Origin of the sequence: Bacteroides timonensis, from assembly GCF_000513195.1 — a bacterium.
In the GTDB taxonomy this organism is placed as follows: domain Bacteria; phylum Bacteroidota; class Bacteroidia; order Bacteroidales; family Bacteroidaceae; genus Bacteroides; species Bacteroides timonensis.
The window spans coordinates 1-4702 of the sequence record NZ_CBVI010000186.1 but is presented as its reverse complement, the minus strand read 5'-3'; the positions used below and the strand labels follow the sequence as shown (position 1 = coordinate 4702).

The following is a 4702-nucleotide window of genomic DNA, read 5'->3' as shown; positions in this document are numbered from 1 at the left end:
CCCTGATGATGAGGTGCCGGGCGGAAAAAACTATCCACCTGAGCCGCTGATGATATTATCGCACCGTGGCAATCCGGTGAATGAAGATCGTCAGGGATATTGGTACATCTCATCCCGCGAGAAGTGTATCTGTATGCTTGACGGAGTGACAAAGCCCATACTGGAAGAGAATAACTATGCTATCATCATAGGTAAACTAAAGCAGTTGTCGCAATTCGACAACCTGCCTATAAACTACCGCCATAGCTATATCTACTGCCGTGGTATTGCTATTCAAGACTTGTTACGCATAGACTATCAGGGGACACCGGTCCGCTCAGAGAATAATAGGGGTAAGTGGTCGGCAGAAGAAGCGGTGTCAAATCCTTATCAATCTACAGATACAGTTTACGATGCTGTCTATCATGTTGGCTGTAAATGGATGTGTCTGTCTGCCGGCACGCTTCAGGAACCCAAGTGGAACTCAACCGATTGGGCTCAGATTGAAGGTAACTCAGAACTAACCCTTGAATTCTCTTCTACGCACGGCTACACCTTTTTTGCTGGTAAAGTTGATACGGAGATCACACCTGTTGTCTATTGGGGCTACAATGATATCTCTGCTGATGTTCTGGCGGGTGATTGGGCTTGGACCCGGGACAGTGGTCAAGTGACAGAGGATAATGCCTGGTCTGTTGCTCATGCCAATAATGGCCGTATACTGCATTTAGCTAACGAGGATATGCCTTCAAACTGGGGAGCCACAAGAAAAGTAAAATTCACCTGTACGGCATACGTCCGTGATGGTGTTGAAAGTAATAACGTTGAAAATAGCATAGTTGTATGAAAGGAATTAAGACAGCGGTTCAACCGCAACAAATCCAAACCAGTTACACCCCCTTGAAAGCAAGTTTTGGGGTTGTTATAGATGGCGGTGGCAGTAAAACTCAGTTCTATTACACGAATGCCAATACGTATATTCCCAATAGAACTATTACCCCGATGAAACTCAAAGCGCAACTATGTATAGTCGATCCGGATAATATCATTGGTAATGGTGACAAAAGTAGTTTATTAACGGTTTTATGGTATGAAGGTAGTGAAAGCACTCAAATAACTTCTGCAAATAGTAATTATACGATTAATAGTGATGGTACATTACTCGTTAAGAAGAATGTATCACCGTCTTCGCCTGTACAGATCATCTGCAGGGCGACTTTTGTTGATATTCGTACAGGTAATACCCTTGTGTATTACGACACTTTTTCTCTTAACTCCATCCAGAAGAGTGACGATCAATTGTCATTGATTATCAATCAACCTTCGAAGATCACCTATAATCCTTTAAAGGATAATCAGCTTATTGATATCACAGCGACCTTGAAAATGGGAAGCGGTACGGTGGCTGATGCTAATGTAGCGTATTGGTGGTATAAAGTTGTGAATGGAGAAGAAGTTCTAATCAACGCTTCTGACCTGAACATTGAGTACGTGTCCGGGCAGGGAACGAAAACCTTACGTATCGATGCTGACAACACGTATTTGAGTGTTATCCGTTGCCGCGCTGCCTACTATACCGGGACAAAACCTTCGGCGCCCACAGATGACACCTTGATGTGTGAGACAGCTATCTTATATAAGATTCCGCCTGTCAGGGCCTTTTCCTACAGCCCGAATGGAAATTATGTACGCCAGGGAATGACCAATATGACTTTTTACGTGAAAATACTGATGAACAAGGAGGAGTTGACAACTGAGCGGATTAACAAGTTCTTTTTTGTTAGGTGGTTCAAAAAATCATCGGCTGCCGGTGCAACAGCATCCAGTATCGGTCATGGAAATTCAGTAACCGTCACGGCTGATAGTCTGCGTTTGAAGAGTGGATTGCAAATGTCTGTTTATCCCGAAGTCTATGAAATAGGTCCCTATACGGTGCTTACTACAGGAAGTGGTGACCCCATCCGTACAGGTGCCAATGAAGTAATAATTGCCAGAGGTTAATTCTTAAAATTGTAGTGATGAGAGAAATGAAGTACTTGAAAGTGTCTGCTGATATTGCACGTCGTGCCGGTGTGATTGATGTTCGCCATCGTACAGCAGATGGAGAGTTTATAATCAATGAGAGTGATCTTCGTATGATACGGTTTGAGCCGGAGGAATATGTGAGAGGTATTGCAGGCCAGGTTCTCGCTGAGCAGGAGGCTGCAAAATTGATAGAAGCCGGTGGAAACCAAATTGGAGAGGAGATGATTAATGAAGACAGTAATGAATTACCTGTTGAGGGTTCTTTGCCTGCTCAGGACAATGTTGATACATCTGTTGAAGAAGATAATCAAACCGATGGAAAGGAGGTACAAGATGAGTGATGTTGCAGGTTCGTTCTTTATTGGAATGATAATCGACGGTGATAGTGCCCAAGGTAATATCCGGGCTACGAAGCCGCTTGTGCAGATGTATCAGAAAGATACAGGGAAATGTGTTCCTGATTGGAGCGTAGCAGCTAATCAGCCGATCATCTATCCGGTTATGCGTTCAGGTAATGAGAATGTTATCAAGCCGATTGTGTCCGGTTCAGAGAAATGGTATTACAACAATACGCTTGTAACTTTCAATGCTTCGGGACTTTCTACAGCACCTGCTGCTGTGGCCAGTAAGTTGCAAACCACTACTTATAATAATGGTTCTGTCAACGTACCGGGACTGAAGATAGTAGGAAACCTTGCTTCGGCTTCCAATATGGATGCGGATACGATTCGGATGGATGGCGAGATTGAAGCCTCCGGACATAATCTTGCTTATACGTCTGAAATATCGCTATCCATTTCAGAGTTCTCAAACTCTGCCTATTATGGTTTCTTATATCCTTCTGACGGCGGTATTATTGATAGTGATACAGCTTCCGTAAGGATATCCCAGGAACTTTATAAAGGAGGTTCTTTGGTTCCTCAGAGTAACTACTCTTTAAAATGGTATAAGATGCCTGCTGCAACTCCTTGGTCAACTGCAAACAGTGTATCATTGGTTGCGGATGATATTGATTCGAAGTTGAGTGTAAAGGCTGAATATATCATTGGTGGTGAAGTTGTGGCTACCGCTATTTGTGAAGTAAGTGATGAAACTGACCCGTTGTTCCTTGCCGTTAATTTCAATGGGCCTACAATGCTTACCAGCTCCGGAGCAACAAGTGAAGTCACTGCTACATATAAAGTTAAAAAAACAGGTACGGGGGAAGAGGTGACCGGCTTTACTTTTTCAACGGCTTTCACGAAAGCTAACGGTGCTGCTTTTACTCTGGCCAATACACCTACTGCTACCGGTTGTAAGATCACTTACGCTGACGTAAAGAGTGCAGGAGGAAATATAACAGGTTACGTACAAGGAACTAAATCTTGAGTTATGGCAAAGAAACAGATAGTTGCATCAGTCTTTAATGTAACAGTAGCCCCAGAGGATGGCGCTAAGGGGGAGCGTGGGGCTCGACTTCGCCAAACTGACTGGGCGGCAGGAAAGCAATATCTGTCGGGTGCTGATGGAGAGCTCTGGTGTGATGTTGTTCTATACAGGGATTCACTGTATCTGTGCCTGAGATCTCATACTTCTTCCACCGCCAATAACCCCCAGACTTCAGTTGCAAACCAATTGGGATATTGGGAGAGAGCCGTGGATTGGATTTTTGTTGCCACTAAACTATTGTTGAGTGAGAAAATCAAGTCTGAAGATATTGACGTAGATAACCTGGTAGCAAAGAATGTGGAAGCCGTAGATGCTTCCGGCAATGTAACTTGTAGGATCAATGGCCGAACAGGCGAAGTTTATATTAAGGGCGAGATAACCGCAATCGGCGGCTCATTTACAGGCGAGATTATTGCTCAAAGTGGTAAGATCGGTGGATTTTCTCTTGAAAGCGGCATGCTATATTGGAAAGGACGCGATTATTTCGGGAACGACAGCCGTAGTGTCCGGATAGGAGTTCCTACAGATGCGAACAGTGGCATGATTGATGTATCTTTCAATGGAGCTACTACGGGAAAGTTTGGTATTAAGGTGATTGGTTCCAATTCAGGTGGTGCCTGTATCTACTCGTCTCGATACTCGACTGAAAGTGCGCGTTCATATCCTGGTGCTGGCAGTACTTATGCCGCTTACTTCGATGGTGGTGTATTTGTATCGGAGACCTTAACAAGCAAGTTGTGCCTTGCTGATAAGTTTGGCGCAGTGGTTTCCCGGTCTGCTGACGGAAGTGTTTCATATTATGAAGGAGTTGATTTTAATTTTGGATCAATGATTTTCAGAAAAGGATTATTAGTTAATAGAGCATAGAAATTATGAAAGTAGATTTAAACAGAGTTTTTAAAGACTATAAAGGTCTTGAAACAGAGAATGTTATTTCAGATAAAGTTGCAGAAGCACTTTATTCTGCTGGGATTACACCCGAGTTTGCAATTAAGCGTGAATACAAATTTAGGGCTTACAAAATCAGCAAATCTATTATAGATAATAATGGAGTTGTAGAACTGAGTAGCGAGGACATTTCTTTGATTAAAGAAATTTGCTCTAACTTCTTTACGGCAGGTGCTTATGGGCAAGTTCATGAAATTTTAGAGGCGTAATACGGAGAAATCCGTCTTTTTCTCCTTGTCTGCAAGGGAACAATATTGCAGAAAATAATTAAACAAAAAGAGACTAATAATTAAATGTTGAATCTGGGCGTTTTTCGCTATAG

At 43.0% G+C, this 4702-nt stretch carries 5 protein-coding genes and 1 pseudogene; all 6 read left to right on the top strand.

Annotation, left to right across the window (positions count from 1 at the left end):
- Positions 1-826 (top strand): annotated as a pseudogene (locus BN161_RS30040) (hypothetical protein); the annotation flags it as partial.
- On the top strand, positions 823-1980 hold the full coding sequence (locus BN161_RS27590; RefSeq protein ID WP_044272487.1) for a hypothetical protein: 1158 nt from the start codon (positions 823-825) through the stop codon (positions 1978-1980). The pseudogene BN161_RS30040 and the gene BN161_RS27590, both read left to right, overlap by 4 nt.
- Before the next feature lie 17 nt (positions 1981-1997).
- Entirely contained in the window at positions 1998-2345 is a 348-nt protein-coding gene (locus tag BN161_RS27585) for a hypothetical protein (protein ID WP_044272484.1), read from the top strand.
- On the top strand, positions 2338-3372 hold the full coding sequence (locus tag BN161_RS27580) for a hypothetical protein (protein WP_044272482.1): 1035 nt from the start codon (positions 2338-2340) through the stop codon (positions 3370-3372). Before BN161_RS27585 ends, BN161_RS27580 begins: the two co-directional genes overlap by 8 nt.
- A 3-nt stretch (positions 3373-3375) precedes the next feature.
- Complete coding sequence (locus BN161_RS27575; RefSeq protein WP_044272479.1) at positions 3376-4299, top strand: hypothetical protein; 924 nt, start codon at positions 3376-3378, stop codon at positions 4297-4299.
- Between the two features lie 5 nt (positions 4300-4304).
- Complete coding sequence (locus BN161_RS27570) at positions 4305-4589, top strand: hypothetical protein (protein ID WP_044272476.1); 285 nt, start codon at positions 4305-4307, stop codon at positions 4587-4589.
- Positions 4590-4702: the final 113 nt, after the last annotated feature.

Bases quoted from the DNA above. Each gene is read 5' to 3' on its own strand.
- BN161_RS27590 (WP_044272487.1), top strand. From the start codon at position 823: ATGAAAGGAATTAAGACAGCGGTTCAACCGCAACAAATCCAAACCAGT.
- BN161_RS27585 (WP_044272484.1), top strand. From the start codon at position 1,998: ATGAGAGAAATGAAGTACTTGAAAGTGTCTGCTGATATTGCACGTCGT.
- BN161_RS27580 (WP_044272482.1), top strand. From the start codon at position 2,338: ATGAGTGATGTTGCAGGTTCGTTCTTTATTGGAATGATAATCGACGGT.
- BN161_RS27575 (WP_044272479.1), top strand. From the start codon at position 3,376: ATGGCAAAGAAACAGATAGTTGCATCAGTCTTTAATGTAACAGTAGCC.
- BN161_RS27570 (WP_044272476.1), top strand. From the start codon at position 4,305: ATGAAAGTAGATTTAAACAGAGTTTTTAAAGACTATAAAGGTCTTGAA.